Annotated in this window: 21 protein-coding genes and 2 pseudogenes; 16 read left to right on the forward strand and 7 right to left on the reverse strand. The window is 40.5% G+C overall.

The window, feature by feature from the left end; all coding sequences use genetic code 11:
* From H525_RS28135 to H525_RS23525, 3 genes and pseudogenes are all read left to right on the forward strand, one after another.
* A pseudogene (locus tag H525_RS28135) lies at positions 1–96 on the forward strand (group II intron maturase-specific domain-containing protein); the annotation flags it as partial.
* A gap of 143 nt (positions 97–239) precedes the next feature.
* Positions 240–602 (forward strand): annotated as a pseudogene (locus H525_RS0109615) (IS4 family transposase); the annotation flags it as partial.
* A gap of 61 nt (positions 603–663) precedes the next feature.
* Positions 664–2,820, forward strand: coding sequence for a (Fe-S)-binding protein (locus H525_RS23525; protein WP_035100545.1), 2,157 nt, complete (start codon positions 664–666; stop codon positions 2,818–2,820).
* On the opposite strand, the gene H525_RS26205 is transcribed toward H525_RS23525, so the two are convergent.
* The 3 genes from H525_RS26205 to H525_RS0109635 all read right to left on the reverse strand — a co-directional run bounded on the left by H525_RS26205 (position 2,803) and on the right by H525_RS0109635 (position 6,500).
* Complete coding sequence (locus H525_RS26205; protein WP_027416028.1) at positions 2,803–3,843, reverse strand: IS630 family transposase; 1,041 nt, start codon at positions 3,841–3,843, stop codon at positions 2,803–2,805. The two genes, H525_RS23525 and H525_RS26205, sit on opposite strands and share 18 nt — an antisense overlap.
* 144 nt (positions 3,844–3,987) lie before the next feature.
* The gene (locus H525_RS26210; protein WP_155837219.1) at positions 3,988–5,031 is read right to left on the reverse strand and encodes an IS630 family transposase; all 1,044 of its coding nucleotides are present in this window, start codon (positions 5,029–5,031) and stop codon (positions 3,988–3,990) included.
* 239 nt (positions 5,032–5,270) lie between these two features.
* Positions 5,271–6,500, reverse strand: a complete 1,230-nt coding sequence (locus H525_RS0109635; protein ID WP_051330936.1) for a CdaR family transcriptional regulator — start codon at positions 6,498–6,500, stop codon at positions 5,271–5,273.
* A 199-nt stretch (positions 6,501–6,699) separates the two neighbouring features.
* Here H525_RS0109635 and H525_RS0109640 point away from each other — a divergent pair, with 199 nt between their 5' ends.
* The 13 genes from H525_RS0109640 to H525_RS0109700 all read left to right on the forward strand — a co-directional run bounded on the left by H525_RS0109640 (position 6,700) and on the right by H525_RS0109700 (position 23,169).
* Positions 6,700–7,866, forward strand: coding sequence for an NAD(P)/FAD-dependent oxidoreductase (locus tag H525_RS0109640; protein ID WP_027416031.1), 1,167 nt, complete (start codon positions 6,700–6,702; stop codon positions 7,864–7,866).
* A gap of 36 nt (positions 7,867–7,902) precedes the next feature.
* On the forward strand, positions 7,903–8,757 hold the full coding sequence (locus H525_RS0109645) for a 3-hydroxyacyl-CoA dehydrogenase (protein WP_027416032.1): 855 nt from the start codon (positions 7,903–7,905) through the stop codon (positions 8,755–8,757).
* Between the two features lie 27 nt (positions 8,758–8,784).
* Complete coding sequence (locus tag H525_RS0109650; protein ID WP_027416033.1) at positions 8,785–9,498, forward strand: CoA transferase subunit A; 714 nt, start codon at positions 8,785–8,787, stop codon at positions 9,496–9,498.
* Positions 9,482–10,159: a 3-oxoacid CoA-transferase subunit B gene (locus H525_RS0109655; RefSeq protein WP_081413326.1), complete on the forward strand. Its 678-nt coding sequence runs from the start codon at positions 9,482–9,484 to the stop codon at positions 10,157–10,159. Before H525_RS0109650 ends, H525_RS0109655 begins: the two co-directional genes overlap by 17 nt.
* A 26-nt stretch (positions 10,160–10,185) precedes the next feature.
* Positions 10,186–10,962, forward strand: coding sequence for an enoyl-CoA hydratase/isomerase family protein (locus H525_RS0109660; protein WP_027416035.1), 777 nt, complete (start codon positions 10,186–10,188; stop codon positions 10,960–10,962).
* Between the two features lie 36 nt (positions 10,963–10,998).
* On the forward strand, positions 10,999–12,147 hold the full coding sequence (locus H525_RS0109665; protein WP_027416036.1) for an acyl-CoA dehydrogenase family protein: 1,149 nt from the start codon (positions 10,999–11,001) through the stop codon (positions 12,145–12,147).
* Positions 12,148–12,168: 21 nt separating this feature from the next.
* Positions 12,169–13,362, forward strand: a complete 1,194-nt coding sequence (locus H525_RS0109670) for a thiolase family protein (protein ID WP_027416037.1) — start codon at positions 12,169–12,171, stop codon at positions 13,360–13,362.
* 177 nt (positions 13,363–13,539) lie between these two features.
* Entirely contained in the window at positions 13,540–14,535 is a 996-nt protein-coding gene (locus tag H525_RS0109675) for a hydroxyacid dehydrogenase (protein WP_027416038.1), read from the forward strand.
* Between the two features lie 10 nt (positions 14,536–14,545).
* Positions 14,546–15,625: a tartrate dehydrogenase gene (locus H525_RS0109680; RefSeq protein ID WP_027416039.1), complete on the forward strand. Its 1,080-nt coding sequence runs from the start codon at positions 14,546–14,548 to the stop codon at positions 15,623–15,625.
* Between the two features lie 25 nt (positions 15,626–15,650).
* Positions 15,651–16,418: an electron transfer flavoprotein subunit beta/FixA family protein gene (locus H525_RS0109685; protein WP_027416040.1), complete on the forward strand. Its 768-nt coding sequence runs from the start codon at positions 15,651–15,653 to the stop codon at positions 16,416–16,418.
* A gap of 12 nt (positions 16,419–16,430) precedes the next feature.
* The gene (locus H525_RS0109690) at positions 16,431–17,405 is read left to right on the forward strand and encodes an electron transfer flavoprotein subunit alpha/FixB family protein (RefSeq protein WP_027416041.1); all 975 of its coding nucleotides are present in this window, start codon (positions 16,431–16,433) and stop codon (positions 17,403–17,405) included.
* Between the two features lie 176 nt (positions 17,406–17,581).
* Positions 17,582–21,022 carry a pyruvate carboxylase gene (gene pyc / locus H525_RS0109695; RefSeq protein ID WP_027416042.1) on the forward strand — a complete coding sequence of 1,147 codons (3,441 nt, stop codon included), beginning with the start codon at positions 17,582–17,584 and terminating at the stop codon, positions 21,020–21,022.
* Positions 21,023–21,198: 176 nt separating this feature from the next.
* A complete protein-coding gene (locus H525_RS0109700; protein WP_027416043.1) occupies positions 21,199–23,169 on the forward strand; it encodes a methyl-accepting chemotaxis protein in 1,971 nt (656 codons plus the stop codon).
* A gap of 432 nt (positions 23,170–23,601) precedes the next feature.
* Here H525_RS0109700 and H525_RS0109705 read toward each other — a convergent pair whose 3' ends face one another.
* The 4 genes from H525_RS0109705 to H525_RS0109715 form a co-directional block, all read right to left on the reverse strand.
* Positions 23,602–24,426 carry an aspartate/glutamate racemase family protein gene (locus H525_RS0109705; RefSeq protein WP_425387674.1) on the reverse strand — a complete coding sequence of 275 codons (825 nt, stop codon included), beginning with the start codon at positions 24,424–24,426 and terminating at the stop codon, positions 23,602–23,604.
* A gap of 223 nt (positions 24,427–24,649) precedes the next feature.
* Positions 24,650–24,907 carry an integrase core domain-containing protein gene (locus tag H525_RS29445; RefSeq protein WP_425387675.1) on the reverse strand — a complete coding sequence of 86 codons (258 nt, stop codon included), beginning with the start codon at positions 24,905–24,907 and terminating at the stop codon, positions 24,650–24,652.
* Positions 24,904–25,101: a DDE-type integrase/transposase/recombinase gene (locus H525_RS29450; RefSeq protein ID WP_081413328.1), complete on the reverse strand. Its 198-nt coding sequence runs from the start codon at positions 25,099–25,101 to the stop codon at positions 24,904–24,906. Before H525_RS29450 ends, H525_RS29445 begins: the two co-directional genes overlap by 4 nt.
* A 95-nt stretch (positions 25,102–25,196) precedes the next feature.
* The coding region (locus tag H525_RS0109715; RefSeq protein ID WP_027416046.1) for a group II intron maturase-specific domain-containing protein at positions 25,197–25,775 on the reverse strand (579 nt) is incomplete at its 5' end.

The raw sequence follows: 25,775 nt of genomic DNA on the forward strand, positions 1-25,775 counted from the left end.
TGGCGAAGATGGAGTAATGAGTACCTCTACAATGTATTGGGGCTGTACTGGGATTGGAAAGTCCATCCTCTTAAAAACGTAGAGGCATACCGATGAAAGTGGTCGCCATTTGATAGGTCACATAACCCTTTTGACGAAGTTTACTGGGTGAGCTGCTTGAGGGAAAACCTCACGAGCAGTTCTTATGGGGAGGGGCTGGAAACGGATTGCAAACGACACCGCGCCAGTCCTTTACCCGACAAGTCTTTTTTAAGTGCACCAAGTCATTGCTACGTCTGCAAAAAGAATTTCAAGGACGCTCCTATGACTTGCTTATTAGTCATACGACAATTGTATTCTCCCGGTATATCCTGCTTGAGTGGCAGCACCGCCAAAGTACGGAACAACGTACGTTAGGAGGTTTATTTCATTCGCTTTGCGATGAAGTCAGTGACCTTGATTGGGCTGTCGCATTAAATCAACTCATCGAAATCCTTGATCAAATTGCAAAGAAGACCAGCAAGAAGATTACAAAACTAATCCAAACACAACTCCAGCAATGGATTGCGGGTTTACCCAGCTATATCAAGGATTACCTGCCTAATTTGTGCTGCGAAAGTTGAGTTAACTATATATTAAAAATCAGAAAACAGATGATTATGTAACTCATGGAGGGAATAAGGCATGTTTTCGTTCATTAATTTCTTACTTTTTTTCGCTGTTTCAGGATATGCTCTCTTTCTATTTGCTCATTTGGTATACAGCCGTTTTACTTATATAAAACTGGGACGTGTGGGTAATCTGCGCGAGGATGTCAGCAAAACCCTTAATCAGTTTTTCGTCAATGTATTTGGACAAAAGAAGCTGTTAAAAGACTCCAAAAGCGGTGTCATGCACATTGTGTTATTCTACGGGTTCCTGCTTGTTCAGTTTGGAGCGATTGACCTGATCTGGAAAGGGTTGAAGCTAGGTTCACATCTGCCGTTCGATTCAGCCTATCCATATTTTCTATTGTTCCAAGAAGTTGTTGTTATTGCTATTTTAGCTGCTATTTTCTATGCATGGTATCGCAGGAATGTTGAAAAATTAAAGCGCTTAAAACGAGGCTGGAAAGCCAATCTAGTCGTTTGGCTGATTACTACGCTAATGATTAGCACGCTGCTCTCAGAAGCGATGGAAATCATATGGCTTCACTCGGATGAAATCGGTTTCCGTTCTACGCAGCCGGTCGCTTCTAGTCTGGCGGTTACTTTTTCAGGAATCGGTTCTACCGCAGCGGGCGTCTTATTCTATGTATTCTGGTGGGTGCATCTTTTAACGCTGCTATTCTTCTTGGTATATATCCCACAGGGTAAGCATGCGCACTTATTGTTTGCGCCGTATAACTGGCTAATGAAAAACAAAACTCGTCCTCCGGGGAAATTAAGCACCATTGATTTTGAGAAGCTTGAAGAAGCAGGTGCCGAAGAATTTGGTGTTGGACGGATTGAAAACTTTACACAAAACCAGCTCATTGACTTGTATGCCTGTGTAGAGTGCGGCCGCTGTACGAATATGTGTCCGGCTGCAGGTACAGGAAAGACTCTGTCACCAATGGACTTGATTGTAAAAATGCGTGACCACTTAACCGAAAAGGGTGCCGCGATTACAGGCCGTATTCCGTGGCTGCCGGCTGGTCTGTTTAAAGAAGCAAAAGGAATCGTGCTGGCGATGCAAGCACGGGCCGCATCAGGTCAAGCTGCCGAAGAAGTGGCAGCAGCAACCGAAGGCTCTTCCACATTAAGAATCGAGTATGATGTCAATCTGATTGGAGATGTCATCACGGAAGAAGAATTGTGGGCATGTACGACCTGCCGGAACTGTGAAGACCAGTGTCCGGTCGCCAACGAACACGTTGGTCATATCATCGACATGCGCCGTTATCTCGTTATGACAGAGGGACAAATGCCATCAGACGCACAGCGTGCATTAAGCAATATTGAGCGTCAAAGCAATCCGTGGGGCATCAATCGGAAAGACCGGATCAAATGGCGCGAAGGCATGGAAGATCTGGTGCCGACAGTGAAAGAAGCCGAAGAATTTGAGTATCTTTTCTTTGTAGGTTCGATGGGTTCTTTTGACAACCGAAGCATTAAACTGACCCAATCGTTCGTGCGTGTCATGAATAAAGCGGGTATCAAGTTTGCAATCCTTGGAAACGAAGAGAAGAACTCAGGGGATACGGCACGTCGTCTGGGAAATGAGCTATTGTTCCAGGAGCTGGCGATGGAGAACATCGGCAATTTCCAGAAATATGACGTCAAAAAAATCGTCACAATGGATCCGCATGCGTATAATACCTTTAAAAATGAATATCCTGAATTTGGACTTGAGAGCGTTGAAGTATATCACCATACAGAACTTCTAGTTCGTTGGCTTCGTGAAGGTCGTATTAAACCGGTTAATGAAGTGAAGGAGCGAGTGACGTACCATGACTCCTGTTACCTTGGCCGTTACAATGATATTTATGATGCGCCGCGTGAAATCATTTCTGCGATCCCTGGGATGAACATTGTAGAAATGGAACGTTCTGGATGCGATAGTATGTGCTGTGGTGCAGGCGGCGGTATGATGTGGCAGGAAGAGCACCAAGGTACGCGGGTGAACATTGCACGTACTGAGCAGGCATTGGTGGTACAGCCGACAACAATTGTCAGTGCCTGCCCATACTGCTTAACAATGCTGTCGGACGGTATAAAAGCAAAAGAAATGGAAGAGCAGGTACAAACACTAGATATGATAGAAATTTTAGAAAAATCATTATATATAGTTGAACCAATGAAGCTACATTCGAATGCATAGACAATCGATGATTTTCATTGGATCCTTCATGATGTTATTCATGAATGCAGCAACATTCTTATTAATCTCAGCGGTCTTGTGATAAAACACATTATTGATAACATCGGCTTTTAACCATTTCCAAAGCCCTTCCACAATGTTGAACTGAGGGCTATATGGAGGCAGAAATACAAGTTTAAGACGAGCTTTATTTTCAGTCAAGAAGCTCTCCAGTAATTTGGCATGATGAATGCGGGCATTGTCCAAAATCATGACGATTTTGCCGGTTGGATACGCTGCAAGGATCTGTTGCAGGAAGGACAAGAAGGTCTCGGCGTTATACTGTTCATCTTCTTTCCAGACAATTTTTCCTTCCCCATAATCAAGCGTTGCAAGGAGATTTACGCCACGGTGTTTACCAGTCGTCTTGATGATTTGTTGCTTGCCCTTGGCAAACCAGGTTTTCTGAAGGGCTTGGTAATCTCGAATCATGCTCTCATCTTCAAACAATACATGATCAATTTCGCCGTTCTTGTATTTTTTTAACCTGGGGAAAATGGTTTCGACAAACTCCTTTTGCTTTTCTTCGTCGGCAGCCGCCAAGGTATAGGTTGGTTTGGTGTAACTGAGATGCATACGATGCATCAATTTGGAGACGCCACGAATGGAATACCGCTTTCCAAATTCTCGTTCAATGTAGACTCCGATAATTTGTAATGTCCAGTTAAAATTGGCTGTAAATCCGACATCATGGGGCACAAAATCCAAGATGGTCTTCTTTAGTTGTTCTTGTTGTTCTTTGCTCAGTTGTTCTGGCGGGCCGGGGGAGAATTTCATCTGCAAGCCGTCAAGCCTATTTTTACGATATTTTCGGAGATAGGTACTTACAGTGCTTTCTTTTCTCCCGATACTGATCGCGATTTCAGCATTGTCTTTACCGAGAAGATGAAGGCGCACGGTTTGATAACGCTCAAACATCCGCCGGCTTTTTTCGTGCTTCAGCCGTTTCTCAACTTCTTGCAATTGCTCGTTAACTGTTTTCATAACACATCACCCGTCCGTAAATGTTTCTTTATAAATTCGACAAGTGATGTTTGGAAATCCTTTCTAATCTCAAGTCACTTTTGTTCAACTTATATAGCATCACTTCATATAAAGTCTACATTATATATATTCGACAAAAATGTTTTAGAATTGGACACATAGCCGATCAACGGTAGCCGCAGGAGTCTCGTTGATATGACGAATAAAGCCTTGGACGGCTTTGCGAATTTTCTGAACAGAATCAAAGAAAACATGGTTGATCACCGATGATTTCATCCAGCCCCAAAGTTCTTCAATCATATTAAGGTTAGGACTATACGGTGGAAGGTAGACAAGCGTAAGCAGTGCTTTGTTTTTCTCCAGAAAAGGTTGAATAAGCTCTGCGTGGTGTATCCTGGCATTGTCCAAAATCATCACGATACGCTCTCCTTTATATTTCACCGTTACCTTTTCCAGAAAGGATAAGAACTCTTTGGCTGTATACGGTTCTTCTTGTACGCAAAAGACTTCTCCAGTTTCATAATCCAGCGTACCGATCAACTTAGCTCCCAAATGTTTTCCATAGGTTGGAATGATTTTTTGCTGACCTTTGGCAAACCAAGTGCGGGATAACGCTTGGTAATCCCGGATCATGGATTCGTCTTCAAATAAAATGCGGTCAATTTCCCCATTCAGGAGTTTTTTTATCTCTTCCAACTCTTGTTTAAATGCTTCTTGCTTAACTGGATCTGCCTTGGCAAGCGTATACGTCGGTGTCGTAAAGCTGAGCTTTAGACGATACAGCAGCTCCCGTGTTCCGCGATCCGAGTAGCGAACGCCAAATTCCTGTTCAATCCATTTGCGGATGATCGGAGAGGTCCAATTCATCTTCGCTGGAAAGCCGACATCAGTCGGTGTCTTATTCACAATCGTTTGATATAACTGCTGTTCTTGTTCGGATGTTAGTTGACGCGGACGACCCGTCGAGTGATCCATCTTCAAGCCTTCTATACCATTTTCGCGATAAGCCTTACTATAATTGTACAGTGTTGAAAGAGCGCGACCTGTCACTTGAGTGATCCGTTCATAGGATTCGCCGAGCAAAACCATCAATATCGTTTGATAGCGTTCATGCATCCGTAGGTCTTTGTTCGCTTTCATCGCTGCTTTGATTTCCTGAATGGCTCCATCCTTCTCGTTCACTTGTATCCCAATTCGTACGCTCATGTATAATATCTCCAATTAATAAATATGAAGTCTATTATACAAGGTATTGCTCGATTTGTTCAGTAGTCAAATGTATTTTATTCCATTTCTTTGATGCCGAATATATAGATAGAAAATTTGATAAATTTAACTTAGAAAAGTGTAAACATTTAAAAATAGCGTAGGGGGAAGTCTGTACTTTCTAACTGTAAATATTTGTTATTAATTTTACTCATTTATAGTTAGTTACTAAAATGATTAGCAGAATTATTTTCATCACTATAATTTTTGATAGCAAAATATAGGAGTAAACAATGTTCAAAACTATCTATGTCTAGTGATGTGAGTTCCCCTATTTTTTCTAAACGATAAACCAATGAATTACGATGCAGAAATAAACTTCGTGCAGTTTTGCTTAAATTCATATTGCATTGGCAATAGGTCATGAACGTGGAAGCTAGAGTAGCAAAGTTATCGTGATGAATAAAATCATTAAGATTATTAATTAGTTTATCTTTGATGTAGGGGGTCAACCCTTTTGCTAAGAGTTCCAACGTAATGTTCCAATTATTATAATGGTATATTCTAGGAGACATGTTTATTCTTTTACCGACAGCTAACGCTTTAGCTGCATTTTGATAAGAATCTCTTATTCCTTCAATCCCACTATGTACATTTCCCACAGAGATGGCTGCAGTTGAATTGTAATTTACTGTTAAGTATTCATTTAATTTCTGTAGTTTGTGCTTGATTGTTTTCATGAATATTTCAGAGTTTTCCTTTGTATTAACTGTTTTTAAGATAATGCACTGTTCGAGGGTTAAGAACGAAATTATATCTTGTTTATTGTCTACAAAATAATATTTCAAATTATCCATCATTTTTTTTTGGAAATATTGTACCGAAATTTTATCGGGTGAATCATTATTTTTGTCGGATAAATTAAAAGAGAGTATATCTATATCTATATCTATAAGTAAACAAACCCTATTTAAATCTAAATCGTACCCTAACATTTTTCCATATCGAAAAATATATTCATAATCTTCATAATTATTAGAATTGATAAGGTGTTGTATAAAAGTATCAATTGTTTTTGATTCAAGTACGCTCACTTCCTTCTTAAAAGATTCATGGCACATCATTTCAACATGGCTTTTAACAAGCTGAGCATATTTTTTCACCTCAGTTGGATCACCCACAATACCAAGTACACCGATGGGTTCTTTATTAAACATAATTGGCGTCGCCACACCTGGTAAAACATTTTGTAGCATTTTCACCTGCTCTACGTCATAGCAAATTGTTTGCTTTCTTTTCAACACATCAAGTGATGGTTTATGAAAACTCCCCAATCGATTCTGATCAATTGACCCAATAATATATCCTTTTTCATCCGTTATGCTTATTGGATAGCCTATTATTTCTGACGTATTTTTGACCACTTCTTGAGCAATATATTCTAAAATCATTAAACTCCCCTCTTTATGCATCCAGAATGTTATTACAAAGATTTCTATAATATCTTTCAGTTATCCCCTTGTCAAAAGTGACAATTTTATCAATAGTTAATATTCAGTTTTTTGTGAAACTTGTACGTAGTTTTACATTGTATATAGTTAGTACACTTATATCAGGCACTTATTGATTTTAAGAAAAGGTGGTTAACAGATGACTAATAAAGCAGATACTATCATCGTTGGTGGTGGAGTTATTGGTTCTAGTATAGCTTACAATCTTTTAAATGATGGTTTCACGGGTAAAATTGTGGTTCTTGAAAAAGATAGAATTTATGAATTTGCCTCTACCCCTAGAAGTGCAGGCGGTTTTCGTCAGTTATATACAACTGATGTAAACGTTCAGCTCAGCCGATACAGTCTGCAGGTTTATAAGGATTTTTCTAAAAATATGGCTGTAGATAATGAAGAGGTTGAAATTGATTTTAAACAGAGAGGATATTTATTCCTTGCCACGGAGGAGATGATGCCTCGGTTTGAAAAACATTTAAAGCTTCAACACAGAAATGGTGTATCTTCCCAATTGCTTGTAAAAGATGAATTGCTGGATATTATTCCTGAGTTAAATATTGATGATTTAGCTGGTGGGCTATTTTGCTCTGAGAGCGGATATTTAGATCCGTATTCTGTTATGCAGGGATATATTAAATGTGCAAAAAAGTTAGGTGCAGAGTATGTGTATGAAGAAGTTGATAGCCTCCTGATAGAACAGGATCAAATCAAAGGTGTACGTCTTGTTGATGGGCATGAGTATTATGCACCTGTTGTTATTAACTGTGCTGGCGCATGGGCGGCCATATTAAGTGAAAAGGCAAATCTACCACTTCCTGTTGTACCCTTGCCAAGACAAATTTTCCAGTTTGATGTAGAAAAACCGTTACAAAAATATCTTCCATTGACCATGGATCCAACAGGCGTCTATTTCCGTCATGAAGGTGAAAAGTTTATTGCAGGTTATGCAGAGGAACTGGAACCAAAAATTGATTTTAGTTGGAAACGCTCTGCTTTTATTGAAAACATTTGGCCAATTATTGCCCATCGTATTAGTAATTTTGAACGTGCAAAAATTGAGAGAGGATGGGCTGGATTATATGATTTCAATACCAAAGACCATAATGCAATTCTTGGTCAATATCCGTCCATCAAGGGATACTATGTATCATTTGGCTTTAGTGGACATGGTATGCAACAAGCACCAGCAGTCGGCAAGTGTCTTTCAGAGCTGATTAGAACAGGAAAATATGAAACACTTGATTTAACTCCTTTAAGAGTAGAACGATTCGCAGAAAATCAATTAGTGATCGAGGATGCTATTTACTAAATATTACCGTTACTTTAAATGAAAGGGGAGTTAGGGATGGATAACTTAACTGTAGTCGGCTCCGGAGTGATGGGAAGGGGGATAGCTTATGTCAGTGCACTTGGCGGGTTTCGTGTTCACTTACATGATGTAAACCAGGAAATTTTGGACCAGGCCAAAAACTATATTGAAAAAGAAATGAAAAAAAGTGTAGATAGGGGATACTTGAACCCTGATCAAGTAACAGAATCATTGCAAAATATAGTTTATACTACGAACTTAGAAGAAGCAGCGGGAGATGCGGACATTGTAATTGAGGCTGTCTTTGAGTTAATGGAACTTAAAGTAGATATTTTCAAGAGACTGGACAAGATTTGTCCAAAACATACGATTTTGGCATCAAATACATCAACGATGAGTCCAACTGAAATTGCTGCGCAAACTTCGCGTCCTGAAAAGTGTATTGCTATGCATTTCTTTAACCCGGTACACAAAATGAAACTCATTGAAATTATACGAAGTTTGGATACATCGGATGAGACGATGGAAAAAGCCAAAGAAGTCGGAGCAAGATTAGGAAAAGAAACCGTTGAAATAAATGAATTTCCAGGTTTTGTTACAAGTCGTATGTCCTGCTTAATTGGAAATGAAGCGATGAACATGTTAATGGAAGGTGTAGCAACGGTACAAGACATTGATAAGTCAATAAAATTAGGGTTGAATTATCCAATGGGCCCGCTAGAGTTGGCTGATTTAGTTGGATTGGATACACGGCTAAGAAATATGGAATACCTTTATAAAACATTGGGAGAAAAATACCGTCCTTGCCCATTATTAATTAAGTATGTAAAAGCTGGTCGTTTAGGTCGTAAATCAGGTGCTGGCTTCTACAATTATGCCGGAGACAAATAGATGTGTTCAGCATAGGGGGACAATATAATGAACGAACTTTTAAATTGTAAAAAGCTAAAAACTGCTGAACAAGCCATAGCATTTATCAAAGATGGGGATCGTCTATTAGTTGGTGGATTCGGTCTTTGCGGAACCCCTTTTACATTAATTGATACTATTTCGGAACAGGATCGAGCAAGAAATTTAACGGTGGTAAGCAATAATTTAGGAGAATCAGGTAAAGGTCTTGGGAAACTTTTACTTTCAAAGCATATTAAAAAAGCCGTTGGCTCATACTTCACATCGAATCGCGATGCAGTAAAGGCTTGGAAGAACGGGGAGTTAGACATTGAGCTAATTCCACAAGGAACACTAGCTGAAGCGATAAGAGCTGGTGGTGCTGGAATTGCCGGTTTTTACACAAAAACAGCGGTCGGAACCATGCTGGCTGAGGATAAGGAAGAAAGAATATTTGATAGCGAAAGGTATATTTTTATCAGGAGCATTCGCGCGAATGTTGCCTTAATCAAAGCGAAAAAAGCGGATACGATGGGAAATCTTATCTATTCAAAAACAGCTCGTAATTTTAATCCAATGATGGCAACAGCGGCAGACCTTGTTATCGCCGAGGTAGATGAAATTGTAGAGACGGGAAGCCTCGATCCAGAGCGCATTGTTACGCCTCATTCTTATGTAGACATTATTGTTCTAAACGATCGATATGAAAAAGTAGGGGGTGAGTATATTGAATGCAGTAAGTAAGAAAAAGGACACTGATAAAGTGAGAATTGCCAAGCGAATCGCTATGGAACTACAGACGGGAACTGTGGTAAATCTGGGTGTCGGAATCCCTACGCTAATTCAAAATTATTTAAAAACAGATAGTGGGGTATTTTTACAGTCTGAAAACGGATTGCTGGGAATGGGACCAACACCTCCCAAAGAAGTTATTGATATGGATTTAATCAGTGCAAGTAAACACCCCATTACACTTACCCAGGGATCCTCTATCTTTTCGAGTTCAGACTCCTTTGTTATGATTCGCGGAGGACATATTGACGTGGCGGTATTGGGAGCCCTTCAGGTCAGCGAGATAGGTGAAATTGCGAATTGGGCTGTGCCTGGGCAGGATATTCTTGGTGTTGGAGGAGCAATGGATTTAGTGGCAAATGCAAAGAAAATTATTGTAGCCACTACCCATGTAACGAAAGATAAGGAACCGAAAATCGTAAAAACCCTTACTTATCCCACCAGTGGTATACGTTGTGTGGAAATGATCGTTACTGAAAAAGCGGTATTTCGTATAGCGAATGGCACGATGTATTTGAAAGAAATTGCGAAAGATAGCTCCCTTGAGGAAGTGCGGGAATTAACAACAGCTGATTTTAAAATAGCAGAAGAAGTAAGAACAATGCCTGTGTAAACAGAATGAGGAAGATGGGGGAAAACATGAAGTTTACTAACATTGTTACTGAAACGGAAGAAGGTATTGGTTTTATTATCATTAACCGACCGGAAGTACGAAATGCTTTGAATGTAGAAACGTTACATGAAATAGAGCAGGCCCTCGATGGGTGGAGAAATTGTTCAGATATAAAAGTAGTGATTTTTACAGGTGTAGGAGAAAAATCATTCGCTGCCGGTGCCGATATTGCCCAGTTAAATAAAAGAACCATGATCGAAGCGCTTGAGCCTAATATGACGGCAACTTATCGGAAAATTGAGGAGTATGATAAGCCGACTATAGCTGCTATCAATGGGGTTGCATTAGGTGGTGGATTAGAGCTTGCGCTTGCCTGCGATATTCGCATTGCTGCTTTGCATGCAAAAGTAGGGTTGCCTGAGGTCGGATTAGCTATTATGCCAGGCGCAGGAGGAACACAAAGACTATCCCGGGTTATTGGTAAAGGAAAAGCCATGGAACTGATTTTAACAGGCGATATCATTACAGCGGAAGAAGCAGAACGATTTGGACTGGTGAGTCGCGCTGTGCCACAGGAAAAATTGTTAGACACAGCAAAACAGTACGCTGAAAAAATCAGCTCAAAAGGACCGCTCGCACTCCGCTTAGCTAAATTTGTGATAAACCGGGGAGCAGATATTGAGATGGAAACGGCTCTGTATTTAGAAAAACTTGCCCAGACCATCCTAATAGGATCCGAGGATAAGCTTGAAGGAACACAGGCTTTTCTTGATAAAAGATCACCAAGATTTCAAGGGAAGTAATCATTCCATATTAAATAATACTTAGGAGAAAATAAAATGAACTTTAAATTTTCCGAAGAAACAGAAATGTTAAAGCGGGGCGTTCGTGATTTTGTGCAGGGAGAAGTTGAAAAAGTAGCTATGGAAATTGAAGAAAATGATGAAATTCCTGGTCATATTGTAGATGCGTCAAAAGAACTTGGTTTGTTTGGATTAAGCATTCCAGAAGAATATGGTGGGCTTGGACTCGATATGGTTGGGAAATGTGCCATTTATGAAGAACTAGGAAAAACCCACAATGGGTATACCACACTTATCGGTGCCCATACAGGAATTGGGTCCGTTGGAATCGTAGAGTTAGGGACAGAAGAACAAAAAAGAAAGTACCTACCCAAAATGGCAAGCGGAGAATGGATTGGAGCCTTTGCTCTTACAGAACCTAGTGCAGGATCTAATGCAGCCAACTTAAAAACAACAGCCGTTCGACAAGGGGACAAATATATTTTAAATGGTTCTAAACATTACATTACTAATTCTGTTTGCGGACATGTATTTACCGTCATGGCAGTTACGGACCCAAGCAAGGGGGCAAAAGGAATTACTTCGTTTATTGTTGAAAAGGATTTTCCAGGATTTAAAGTAGGCGCGGTAGAGAAAAAAATGGGGCTTCGGGGTTCTCATTCCGCAGAACTATTCTTTGAAGATTGTGAAGTTCCAGCAGAAAATGTCCTTGGTGAAGAAGGAAGGGGCTATGTAAATGCGCTAAAAATTTTAGCAAACGGAAGAGCAGGTCTTGCCGCAAGAAATTTAGGATCGTGTGAAAAGCTTCTGGAACTTAGTATGGACTATGCGATGCAAAGAGTTCAATTTGAACAGCCGATCTTTGAATTTCAAGCCGTACAGCATATGTTAGCAGACATGGCTCTGGAAATTGAACTTCTTCGTTCGCTTACGTATCGAGTTGCCTGGATGACAGATCAAGGGATGCGTGTTGTAAAAGAAGCTGCAATGGCAAAATTATATGGATCTGAAGTATACAATCGTGTTGCCGATCTTGCGGTACAAATCCATGGGGGCATCGGATATATGAGAGATTATCCGATTGAGAGATTTTACCGTGATGCGCGGATTACCAAAATATACGAGGGTTCAACACAAATTCAGAAAAACATCATTGCGTCTGAATTGAAACGGGAATTCGCTTAACAATTTGAAAGGGGGAAAAAAATGAGAGAAGTGGTCATTGTTGATGGGGTGCGAACAGCCATTGGAAGAATGGGCGGGACATTGAAAGATATAGAGGTTGATTTTTTATCAGAGAAAGTCATGCGAGAGGCTTTAAAGAGAAGTCAGGTTCACGGTGAAGATGTGGATGAAGTCGTATGGGGACATTCAAAGCAAAGTTCAGATGTTCCTAATCTTGCCCGTTTGGCTGCACTTCGTGCCGGGCTTCCGATTGAAGTGCCGGGATATACTGTTCATCGTCAGTGTGGTTCCGGATTACAGGCGATTAATAATGCAGCACAACAAATTTTATGTGGTTTTGCTGACGTTGTTTTAAGTGGTGGGGCCGAAAGTATGAGTACAGCTCCTTATTATCTACGAAAAGCACGTTATGGCTATGGAGCGGGAAATGCCGAGATTGTTGATCCGAATACAGAAAGTCAACCAAGAGCACAACCTATTGAAGTATATGGTCACCTTACCATGGGATTGACAGCAGAAAATTTGGCAGAGAAATATAACATTAGTCGTGAAGAGCAAGATTATTTTTCAATGATAAGCCAGGATAAAGCAGCTCAAGCCATTAAAAACGGAATTTTTAAGGATGAAATTATTCCATATGAGATTAAAAAGAAAAAAGAGACAATTCTATTTGATACGGATGAACATCCACGTCAGACAAATATGGAAAAGTTAGCCGCGCTCAAGCCGGTTTTCAAAGAGGATGGGACGGTTACCGCGGGGAATTCAAGTGGCCGAAATGACGGGGCAGGAGCTTTAGTCATGATGTCGGGAGATGTAGCAAAGAAACGTGGAATCATTCCTCGTATGCGTATTGTTTCGCAAGCAGCTGCAGGTGTTTCTCCTGAAATTATGGGAATTGGACCAGTACCTGCTACGCTTAAGGCGCTAAAATTAGCCGGATTGACAATGGAAGATATCGATTTAATTGAGCTAAATGAAGCTTTTGCAGCTCAGGCGCTTGCTGTAGTTAAAGAGCTCCATATTGATATGGAAAAGTTAAATGTGAATGGTGGAGCCATCGCTTTGGGACATCCGATTGGAGGCACAGGTGCAATTCTTACAATTAAACTTATGAATGAAATGGAACGCCGTGGGAGTCGATATGGATTGATAACAGCTTGCATCGGGGGCGGTCAAGGAATTGCAACCATTGTAGAAAATTTACGAGTATAGACGTACCAGGAGTCTGACCGACGGTTTGAGTTTTTTGAAGCTTGTTCCGTGGAGTAATCTTTGAATTTTGCCATAACCATACACCCTTTGCTTGTTTACTAAGATTTACTATACGAATTCGCGATGGAAGGGGCATATCCTGTTTCGTCGGACAGACTCCTAGAGGGGAGAGAAACAATGAAGAAACCCAAAGTATTGCAAATATTGTCTATGTATCACGAACAAGGTGAAAAAATTCTTAGGGAAGGTTCGGAGGTTATTCAAACGGGACAATATGATATTCCCCACCTGTGTAATCTAGTTAAAAATGTAGAGGGAATTGTTCTAAAAGCCCCGGCAAGGATTACACGAGAAATCATCGATGCTAATCCCAACCTGAAAGTTATATCAGGGGCAGGTGTTGGCCTTGATAATATTGACGTTCAGTATGCAACGGAAAAAGGAATTCCCGTTCTTCATGCCCCAGCTGTAAATAAAGTGTCTACTGCAGAACATGCAGTCATGCTAATAATGGCATTAAGCAAATCGGTTATACCTTTTCATGATGAAATGAAAAAAGGAAACTATGAATCAAGGGATACCCTAGTCACAAGGGAACTAAAAGGTAAAAAAGTAGGTTTAATCGGTTTTGGAAATATTGCTCAACAAGTGGCTAAACGTTTAAAACTTGGATTGGAGATGGAAGTTTCAGCTTGGGTGAGAGAGTTTCAACCGTCTAAACATGGTATAGCTGATGATTTAGGCGTGGATATTACAACAAATATGGAAGAAATATTTACTGAGTCAGACTTTATCTCTCTTCATATACCTTTAAATAAAAAGACTAAATATTCAATTAACAAAGAGTTACTCTCACTGATGAAACCATCTGCATACTTAATAAATACAGCTCGCGGAGCAATTATAAATCAAGATGATTTATTTACTGTATTAAAAGAAGGAAAAATAGCAGGAGCTGGTCTTGATGTATTTGACCAGGAGCCTCCTGCAAAGGAGCTTCCGCTTTTATCTTTGCCCAATGTAATCGTTACACCTCATGTAGGAGGGACAACAGTGGAATGCAATTATATTATGTCTACTACAGTCTCTACAAATGTAATACGCGTTTTAAGAGGGGAAGAGCCAGAATTTATTGCTAATCCAGAAGTGCTTAAAAATAAAATACAACAATAGGAGAACAAATATGGAGCATTATTCAATAGCCTTACTGCCCGGTGATGGAATTGGGGTTGATGTAGTCCGGGAGGGAAAAAAGGTATTAGATACAATTTGTAAAATCCATGGTGGCCTGTCCTTATCCTTCACCGAATTTGATTGGAGCTGTGAATATTATAGTACCCATGGGAAGATGATGCCAGATGATGGTTTAGACATTCTTAAGGATTTTGACTCCATTTTCTTGGGAGCTGTAGGATATCCAGGCATACCGGATCACGTATCTTTATGGGGATTGCTTCTTCCTATCAGACGTCAATTTGAACAATATATAAACTTACGTCCTGTTAAGTTGCTGAAAGGTCTTAAATCGCCTCTAGTTGGCAAAACTTCCGAAGATCTCGATTTTATTGTTATTAGAGAAAATAATGAAGGCGAGTATTCGAATATTGGTGGCCGTATGTACGAAGGGACAGACCTAGATATGGCGATTCAAAATAGCGTATTTACTCGTAGAGGGGTAGAAAGGGTTTTACGCTATGCCTTTAATCTGGCTCAGGAAAAAGGGAAACAGAAACACCTAACGGCTGCCACCAAGTCAAATGGGATTAATCATACGATGCCATTCTGGGATGAGTACGTCCAAAAAATTAATCAGGAGTATCCAGATGTAAAAACGAGCACTGTTCATATTGATGCACTATCCGCTTTTTTTGTCACCAAACCAGAAACACTTGATGTGGTGGTAGCATCCAATCTTTTTGGCGATATTCTAACCGATCTTGGAGCTGCTATTGTTGGTGGGCTTGGTATTGCACCCTCTGCTAATATCAATCCAGAAAAAAAGTACCCATCAATGTTTGAGCCGGTGCATGGTTCTGCTCCGGACATTGCAGGGAAAGGGATCGCAAATCCCATTGCAGCTATCTGGTGTACAAGTATGATGCTTGAACACTTAGGGCAGACAAAATCAGCAGAAGCGATTATGCAAGCAGTTCAGGATATCTTACAAGAAGGGGAAGTCCTTACACCAGATCTGGGTGGCAGGGCAACTACGGAGGAAGTAGGAGACTATATTTGTAATAAATTGAAGGTAAATTTGAAGTAATTTATAGGAGAAATAGGAGGTTATTATGAACATTCTTGTTATTTTAAAAGAAACGTTTGATACAGAAGAGAAAATTACAATTCAAAATGGTCAAATAAGTGAAGATGGTGTGGAGTTTGTTATAAATCCATACGATGAGTACGCTGTGGAAGAGGCAATTAAACTAAAAGAAGAATTTGGTGGGGAGGTCATCGTTGTTACTGTTGGACCAAGCCGTGTAGAAAGTGCTTTACGAACAGCATTGGCAATGGGGGCAGATAATGCTGTGATTGTAGATGATGAGTCTTTATCCGTAGATGAGTTTACTATCTCTCAAGTGCTAGCGGCTATAGCTAGAAAACAATCCTTCGATATTATTCTAGCGGGTAATATGTCTGTAGATAATGGAGCAGGACAAGTTGGTCCTCGGCTAGCTGAGGAACTAAAGATTCCTCATGTAACTACGATTACGAATTTGTCAATTAAGGATACTAAAGCAACTGTTATCAGAGACGTGGAAGGAGATTCAGAAGTAATAGAGATTTCTCTTCCTTTTTTAGCTACAGCCCAACAAGGATTAAACGAACCTCGGTATCCTTCCCTACCTGGTATCATGAAAGCAAAAAAGAAGTTAATAGAAAGGTTAAGTGCGGAAGATTTAGGATTAAATCCGTCCGATTTGAAAGCAAAAACTCAAATTATTGATCAGTACCTTCCGCCTAAAAAAGAGGCTGGACGTATATTATCAGGCGAACTAGATGGTCAGATTAAAGAACTCGTACATCTGCTGCGTACTGAAGCGAAAGTAGTTTAGGAGGTTATAAAAATGGACAAAAAAGTACTTGTATTAACTGAAATCCGTGATGGAAACCTAAGGAATGTTTCTCTTGAGGCTTTATCCGCAGCCAAGAGAGTAGCTGGAAATGGAGAAATTGTTGCTGCCGTTTTTGGAATTAGTGGGGATGAAGTAGTTGCTACTTTAAGTCGACATGGAGCACAAAAAGTTTACATAGTTGCTAATGAAAAATTACAACAATATACAACGGATGGTTATTTCCAAGCATTTTGCCAAGTAATAAAAGAAGTCAATCCAGATGTAATTTTCTTGGGTCACACGGCAGTGGGAAAGGACTTAGCTCCTCGCGTAGCCGCTCGATTAGGATTAGGATTAATATCTGATATCACGGATCTTTCATTAGAGGGAGAAGATATCATTTTTACGCGACCAATTTACGCAGGAAAAGCTTTTCAAAAGAAAAAAATTGTGGATGGCAAGATGTTTGCCACAATTCGCCCCAATAATATTGCGTTAGAAGAAACAAGCGCTAGTTCTACCGCTGAAGTAATTAGTTTTTCGGTAGAAATTACAGACATTCGTACAACCATAAAAGAAGTTGTTCGTAAAACGTCCGGTGGTGTTGATCTTTCTGAAGCAAAAATCATAGTATCGGGTGGTCGTGGTGTTAAAAGTGCTGAAGGATTTACAATATTGAAGGAATTAGCAGATGTATTGGGTGGTGCTATTGGTGCTTCACGTGGAGCTTGCGATGCGGGGTATTGTGATTATTCTATGCAAATTGGACAAACCGGGAAGGTTGTAACTCCAGATCTTTACATTGCTTGCGGAATATCTGGTGCTATTCAGCACTTGGCAGGTATGTCCAACTCTAAAATTATCGTAGCAATAAACAAGGATCCCGAAGCTTCGATTTTTAATGTAGCTGATTATGGAATTGTAGGTGATCTATTTGAAGTTCTGCCTAAGTTAACTGAAAAATTCAAAAATTTAGTGATTACTTAACTATTGAGTTAAGCTCTTCTTCGAGACATATAAAAATAATAAAACGATTATGGAGAGCGGTTGTCAAAGCAGATCAATTTACTAATTATTAAAACTATATGTAAGAGCAATGCCATTCCACAAGTATGGGAAAGATCATGATTAAAAATCTAGGGGGGAGAGATAGAGTGGGAGAAATTAAATCGTTTAAAAAGATTTTAGTGGCCAATCGTGGAGAAATCGCCATCCGTATTTTCCGTGCGTGTACAGAATTCGGCGTTCGCACAGTTGCTGTCTATTCTGAACAAGACAATGTCGCACTACATCGTTTTAAAGCCGACGAAGCCTATCTGATTGGTGAAGGCAAAGGACCCATTGAAGCCTATCTGGACATCGAAAGTATTATTGAAGTGGCTAAGCGTCATGATGTTGATGCCATTCATCCCGGCTACGGCTTCTTGTCAGAGAACGAACAATTCGCCCAGCGCTGCGAGGAAGAAGGCATTGTGTTCATCGGACCGAAATCCGAACACATTCGTCAATTTGGCGACAAAGTGATTGCTCGTCAGATGGCAATAGAGGCCGATATACCAGTCATCCCTGGAACTCCGGAGCCTGTACGTACATTCGAGGAAGCTCTGCGCTTCGTAAAAGAGAACGGCTACCCGATCATTATTAAAGCCGCATCGGGCGGCGGCGGGCGCGGCATGCGTATCGTCCGTAAGCAAAGCGAACTCCAGGACTCACTTGATCGTGCTCGTTCCGAAGCGAAATTCGCTTTTGGTAATGATGCCGTATATCTTGAGAAGTATCTTGAAAATCCAAAACATATCGAAGTTCAGATTCTCGCTGACTCTTATGGTCACGCTGTTCATCTATTTGAGCGTGATTGTTCTATTCAGCGTCGCCATCAAAAAGTAATCGAAGTGGCACCAAGTCTTTCATTAACTGAGCGACAGCGTGAAGATATTTGTAATGCGGCACTGCGTCTTTGTAAGACTTCAAATTATATAAACGCGGGAACTGTTGAGTTTCTTGTAACACCCGATGGAAACTTTTATTTTATCGAAGTGAACCCACGAGTGCAAGTAGAGCATACGATTACGGAGATGGTCACCGGTATCGATATTGTCCAATCTCAAATTCGTATTGCCGAAGGCTATGCTCTTGAAGATAAAGAAATTGGCATTTCTTCTCAAGCAAGCATCCAGATGCGCGGATACGCTATTCAATCTCGCGTCACAACAGAGGATCCGGAGAAAAATTTCCTTCCGGATACAGGACGTTTGCTTGCCTATCGTTCAGCCAGCGGTTTTGGCGTACGTCTTGATGAAGGTATTGGAGCACCAGGTGCATCTATTACGCCGCATTATGATTCCCTATTAGTTAAGGTTTCTACACATGACCTTACTTTTAAACGAGCGGCCCGCAAAATGTTGCGAACTCTCAAAGAATTTCGGATTCGTGGTGTGAAAACGAACGTCCCATTTTTAGAAAATGTAATGCAGCATTCAGATTTTCTGAGCGGTTCCTATGACACCTCCTTTATCGATACGAAACCAGAGCTTTTTGAGTTTACAAAGAAGAAAGATCGTGGAACAAAGCTGCTTACTTATATTGGAGAGACGATTGTTAACGGACATCCGGGACTAACAAAAATGGACAAAAAAGGATTGTTTGATATACCAAGAATTCCGGAAATTTCCATTAACCAACGGTATTCGGCTGGCACAAAACAAATTTTAGAACAACAAGGAGTGGAAGGGCTTATCAAGTGGATTCAGCAACAGAAAAAACTGCTCGTTACGGATACAACGTTCCGTGATGCCCATCAATCCTTGCTTGCGACACGCGTACGTACGTATGATCTGGTGCAGATCTCTGAAGCAACAGGAAAGCTGGCTCCTGATTTATTCTCTTTAGAGATGTGGGGCGGTGCTACGTTTGATACAAGCATGCGCTTCCTAAATGAGGATCCGTGGGATAGACTAATTCAGCTTCGGGAAAAGATTCCGAATATCTTGTTCCAAATGCTGTTCCGGGGTGCCAATGCGGTAGGATATACCAATTACCCGGATAATGTCATCAAAAAGTTTATCGAGATCGCAGCAAGATCTGGCATCGATGTATTCCGAATCTTCGACAGCCTGAACTGGGTTGAAGGTATGCGCTTAGCCATCGAAACTGTGCGAGAAAACAATGCGGTTGCGGAAGCGTCCATTTGCTATACAGGAGATATTCTTGATTCGAAACGTGATAAATACAGCTTGAAATATTACGTGGATCTGGCAAAACAAATTGAAAAAGCAGGCGCTCATATTCTTGCCATTAAAGATATGGCCGGATTACTGAAACCATATGCTGCTTATGAGCTAGTGAAGGCACTCAAACAAGAAATCAGCATTCCGATTCACCTGCATACGCATGATACTAGTGGAAATGCAGGGGCGATGCTTCTTAAAGCAAGCGAAGCAGGCGTGGATATCGTAGATACTGCATTGAGCTCGATGGCCGGTCTTACGTCACAACCAAGCCTTAATGCTTTGGTCTATGCACTGGAGCATGGCAACCGAAATACAGGATTTGATGTCGATAACTATCAACAGTTGTCCGATTATTGGGATGATATCCGCAAATACTATGTTGGATTTGAAACGGATATGAAAGCCAGCAATGCAGAAGTGTATAAGCACGAAATGCCGGGCGGTCAATATACCAACCTTGAACAACAGGCAAAAGCGGTCGGTCTTGGTGACCGATGGGGCGAAGTGAAGGAGATGTATACCACCGTCAACGAGATGTTCGGGGACATCATCAAAGTCACACCATCGTCGAAAGTGGTCGGCGATATGGCGTTGTTTATGGTACAGAACAACCTGACAGCAAAGGATGTATATCAACGTGGAGAAAATATCGACTTCCCCGAGTCGGTGATTACCTTCTTCCGGGGCTATCTTGGCCAACCGCACGGTGGATTCCCGGAAGAGCTGCAGCGTATCATCCTGAAAGGCGGCGATTTTTTCGCAAGCCGTCCAGGTGAACTATTGCCTCCAGTGGATTTTGATGAAATCAGCGCCATGCTGGAAGAAAAGCTGGATCGTCAGGTCAATGATCTAGATGTGATGTCCTATGTGATGTATCCGCAGGTATTTCTGGATATGCAAAAGCGCCAGCAGGAATTCGGTAACGTATCTGTACTCGATACGCCGACTTTCTTCTACGGCTTACGATTGGGCGAAGAAATTGCAATAGATATCGAGGAAGGGAAAACACTGATGGTAAAATTGGTTTCCATTGGGGAAGCAGATCCAGAAGGCATACGCACCATATATTATGAATTAAACGGTCAGCCGCGTGAAATCAATATCCGCGATTCATCCGCTAAAATAACAGTCGCACAACGTTTGAAAGCCGATCCAAGTGATCCGGGTCAGATTGGCGCTTCTATGCCTGGTAAAGTGCTAAAAGTCTTCGTAAAACCTGGGGATAAGGCGAAGAAAGGGGAACAGATTATTGTTACAGAAGCAATGAAAATGGAAACGACTATGCAGGCCCCTTTCTCCGGAATAGTAAAAGGAGTTCATGTAAAAGCAGGAAATAGTATCGAAACGGGAGATTTATTAATTGAACTTTACTAAAATAAAATAACCTATCCCTTGTTCTTAGAAGGGATTCCTAGTAATAAATGTAGGCTTAAGATTTATATATAGGTAACTATATATATTATAGATAGCCTGGAAATAGAAAAACCGGATTGTATAGAGGACAAGCTCTTAAGAAAGTATAAAATATAAAGGAAAAGTAGGAATTCCAAATGAAAATCTGGAGAAAAGTAGATATTAAAAAAAGATTAATAATTTCTTTTCTTATTTTATTATTAATCCCGAGCTCATTCATCGGTATGTTTTCTTACAACACAGCCAAACAAAAAGTAGAGGAACAGGTTTTAAATAATGCACAAGGGAATCTACAACTTCTAAACCATATTGTTAATAAATTTTTAGAGCCACAACTTCAAAATGTAGAAATGCTTTCAGAGAATATCAACTCCTTAATGTACCAAGGGCAGTCAAGTCCACAAGTAATGAATATCATTCATCAATTCCAACGGCTTCATCCGGAAATCACCTCAGCTTATGTTGGTACAGAAGTTGGTTTTCTTATTGCAGATGGAACAGATAAGCTTCCACCTGATTATGATCCACGTAAACGTCCCTGGTATCAAAATGCAAAGCAAGCCGCTGGAAAGATTGTTATTTCAGAGCCGTACACTGATATGCTTACTGGAGAAATCATAATTGGAATTGACAAAGTTTTAAAAGATGGCTCAGGAGTTGTTGGAATTGACATGAAAGTTAAGAAAATAAGTGAAATGATTAGTTCGGTGAAAATTGGAAAAGAAGGATATACATTTATTGTTGATAAGAACAAAAAAATTGTTGTTCATCCTCTTTTTAAGTACGGATCAGAAGTAACGAAAGCAATATCAGACCCATTATTCAGACAGCAGACCGGGAGTTATGATACAACTGGGAAAGGAAGCGTAGAAAAAACATTCTTTGTGACAAATGAATTAACAGGATGGAAAATTGGTGGTGCCATACCTATGTCGGAAGTCGAAGGAGAAGCAACCCCTATTTTCCAAACAACAGTAACTGTCATTTTTATTGCACTGCTATTAGGAGTAGTCTTGGTATACTTTGTCATTTCATCCATTACTCGTCCCTTAAAGAAGCTCAACCATGCATCGGAAGCAATCAGTAATGGTGATCTTACAGAACGAGTCCTGATCGAATCGGACGATGAATTAGGTCGTTTGGGGGTGAGGTTTAACCAAATGAGTGACTCACTACAAACAGTTTTGCAAAATATCATGGGTAAATCAGAACAGCTTGCTACTGCCTCAGAAGAATTAATGCAAGGGGCAAAAGAAGCAGCACATGTTGTGGAGCATGTTTCTAATACAATACAACAAGTGGCCGCCGGGTCCGAGCAGCAAGCAAAGAATTCAGAGGAAACATCTGTAACTATCACACATATGTCAGAAGCGGTGCGGCACATTTCATCGAATGCACAAAAAACATCAATAGCTATTGCAAAAACATCGAATATGGCTTCCCTAGGCAATGAAGCGATTGGATTAGTGATATATCAAATGGATTGTATTAATAAAAAAATCACTGAGCTATCAAATACAGTTAGAGGACTAAATGAACGCTCTAACCAAATTGAAAACTTTGTTGATATTATCACCAGTATTGCTGAGCAAATAAATCTGTTGTCACTAAATGCAGCCATTGAAGCAGCGCACGCAGGTGAACATGGTCGCGGATTTGCTATCGTAGCAGGGGAAGTAAGAAAACTTGCCGAACAGTCTTCACAATCCGCAGGAAAAATCACGCATTTAATTCATGCAATTCAGAATGAAATCCGAGATGCCGTTGTATCCATGGATTCTGGCGTAAACGAAGTACAAAAAGGTGTTGAAGCAGTTCAAGCAGCGAGTTCTTCATTTAAGTCCATCTATAGCTCCGTTGAGGAGGTAACAGAACAAATTCATCAAGTATCCGCCTCTGTACAAGAACTATCAGAAGGATCGAAAACTATAGCTACCTCTGCCCATGTTATTGTGCAAATTAGCCAAAGTTCGGTCGATGGTATACAGAGTGTATCATCAATAACTGAAGAACAACTTGCTACGATGGAGGAAATCGCAGCTTCAGCACAAACGCTTGCATATATGGCGGATGAACTAGAGGAGATCATAAAAAGCTTTAAGATGTAAATATCAATTCAAACAGATTAACGTTAAGCCATACTTTGAGAAAGTAACGATTGATACAAAGATCAAAACAAGTGAATCGCAGGAACGTATCAACTTGTACAAAAGCACACAGAAATGTAACAATAAAAAATATGAAAAGAGAGATGTGCATTTTCGCATCTCTCTTTTCATCAGAGTGTAGAGAAACCTTCTTTGTGCTCTTCTCGGCTATGACAATGATTAAAAAACGATTTTTTATAGGCCTGCTAAGGAATATGAACGAGCGTGATAAGTGAGTAATTATGAAGAAATTATACTTCCCATTCCAGAGGGACAGCTGATAGAAGTTATCACGCGTGTTGAATTGTACATTTTTTCATACACTCATCTTCGATATACATTCATACAGTTATGATTCTCTCACAATTTGTAACAAAGGTATATTGACATCGGTTAAATAAAACCATAATATGGTTTTTGGCTAGTCGCATAATGAATCCATTTTATCATGGTAATAAAATCATATACAGGGAGCTTGATGGTTCTTTGAATTTCAGATGCATATGGCGGTAAATCACTACACTCTAAAAGGATGGCTCCTATATCCGGATTCTCATCTACCATACTAACAGCTGCCTCTACTACTTCTTTTTTAACTTTTTCATTTTCAAAAGATCCTCTGTTTTCAATAATAGCGGAAAATTCCGTTAGTGTACTTAAATCTTTTACTATGCAAATACTTGGATCATATATACCGCAACTCTCAAATAAGTTTGAAGTCATTCCTTGTGCATATGCTGTTAACATACCAATTTTTTGGTGAGGTTTTAAACCAGTTTTAATCCAAGGTACTTGAACAACGCTTGAAAGGTATACTGGAATATCAACAGCAGCAGCTACTTTATCCTGAAAATTACCGAAGAATCCACATGCTGCACTTATTGCACGAGCCCCTTCTTCTTCAAATTCTTTTGCTGCCTTTATTACGCTGTCCAATAATAGGGGATCACCTGCAAGGAGTCTTGATGTATCACAATTTGGAACTACTTTTAATCTTACAGGAAAGTCATATGTGGATAGATTTGCAACATTTCCAGGCAAAACAGGATACCAACATTCATCTAGATAAAGGATCCCTACTGAGTATCCTGTTACATACTGTCCTCTTTTTTGCGTAAATGCTTTCTTTTTTGTTTCAGCCCCAATATATCCGTACTCTCTTTCTTGAATAAGCTTTTTTGTGTTCATTTCTAATTTCTCCCCTTTTAAATTTCTCATAAATAATAAGTTTTCTGCCTTACAACTTCTCGTCATGAACCTGGAGCGGCAATTACGGGTTCTCTTTTTCACGTTTTTCAGATTCTACTTTCCAAGCTTTAGACTGGGTACTGTTATTGGATAACGAATCGTTCAGCAAGCCCTAAATAGTACCATACTACGATGTCCACAGGTGGAGGACGTAGCCCAAGCGAAGGCACGGGAGAAAGAATCTTCTCCTTCGCTATTTACATGTGGATGAAAGTATGACCTCACGGTTATGCACAGCAGCTAGCGTATAGTTTTGCAGAGACTGATGAGGCAAGTAGTGATTGTGTAGATGGATGTAGCCGTTCACACCCTGCCGAGTCTCTCTCGGACTGCTGTAGTTGTTGATATAGACCTCATTATACTTCAGGCTACGCCAGAAGCGCTCGATGACGATGTTATCTTTGGCACGCCCTTTGCCATCCATGCTGATGCGAATCTCTTTCTCCTTCAGAAGATGATAGACTGTGGACTGGTAAAGTGGCTGCCCTGATCACTGTTGATAATTGCAGGCTTGCGTTTTGCCAGAGATCGTTTCATCGTTTCTAGCACGAAACCGATCCCGAGACTTTGATCCAACTGCCAATCAACAATGTAGCGGGAATACCAGTCCATGACGGCGTACAGGTACATCCATCCGTGCTTCATCCGGAGTAGAGTAAGAGATAAGGCGTAGTCGAGCTATTTCCTTACCTCTCCTCTCCGAACCGGACTTGCACCTCTCAGCGCATCCGGCTCTCCATTTAAGTGTTGCTCAAAGCAAAGGCGACTTCATCGTAATATGATTCAATAGTACGGTGTTTATCTGTACGCAAAATATACGGATTTTCAGCTGGATTCCGCCAAATGAAACGTCCTTTACGGCTGGTTATTAGCCTTCGGAGAGCCACTTCTCCATAGAAGCCTCTACTGTTCTGTCCCTGTAGTACCCAAGTTTTGGCCTTGCCCTTATTAGGGGAGCGGACATAGTCTCGCATCAGCAATCTGAAACCCCGTTTGTATTTTCGAGCCAGCCAGTACCCAAGCTTCCAGAATACCGTGCGATCTACTTTGCTGAATATAGTCGCTGTATGGTCAGTGTATTGGTAAAAGTTTGCCCAACCCGCAATTTGTCGGTTCAGGCTTTCGACTATGTCTACTGCGTTTGCACCGTAATTCCCTGACAGTTGCTTGACTACCTTCTCGGTAAAACGGCGATGTTTCTCCCACGGAATCGTTGTCACAGGTCGCATGCGTCCACGTGGTCCTCTCTTGCGAATGATGCGATGGCCAAGGAAAACAAAACCGTCATTCACATGTGTGATATGCGTCTTTTCCATATT

Origin of the sequence: Aneurinibacillus terranovensis DSM 18919 (assembly GCF_000430625.1) — a bacterium.
Classification (GTDB): Bacteria; Bacillota; Bacilli; order Aneurinibacillales; family Aneurinibacillaceae; genus Aneurinibacillus_B; species Aneurinibacillus_B terranovensis.